Annotated in this window: 1 pseudogene; it reads right to left on the bottom strand. The window is 42.1% G+C overall.

The window, feature by feature from the left end:
- A pseudogene (locus SxD43FB_RS25750) lies at positions 1–312 on the bottom strand (hypothetical protein); the annotation flags it as partial.
- Positions 313–444: the final 132 nt, after the last annotated feature.

Below are 444 nucleotides of genomic sequence, written 5' to 3'. Positions count from 1 at the left end.
CTTGCAAACAGGTATTAACTCATATGAAGCGATATGACTATATCCAGCCCTATCAAAACCAAGATCAAGACCGCCGCCACCCGAAAACAAACTTACACACCTCAATTTATTGCTCTCCAATTGAGGCATCAATTCACAAGGGTCTAAACGGGGAATATTTACTTCATGGACAGCCTGTACCAGTCCGAGCAAGGCGTTAGCCTTAGCCTCCCTGGAGTTATAAGAGGTCTGGCGATATATATCCCGCTGTTCATCTGTCAGAGAATACTCTTTCTTAGACGAATTTTTATATACTGATAAGCTTTTCGCCACGGAACGGGCCCTCGTAACACTATAAACATGAGGGCATAATATCAGCCCTCTCCATAAATGTCAGCTGTTTTTTGACAAACAAAACCGAGTACCACAAAAAAAAATAAAAATCAACACCCACGCCATTGAGTA

Origin of the sequence: Sphingobium sp. D43FB, from assembly GCF_002312805.1 — a bacterium.
In the GTDB taxonomy this organism is placed as follows: domain Bacteria; phylum Pseudomonadota; class Alphaproteobacteria; order Sphingomonadales; family Sphingomonadaceae; genus Sphingobium.
This window is presented reverse-complemented; position numbering and strand designations above follow the sequence as displayed.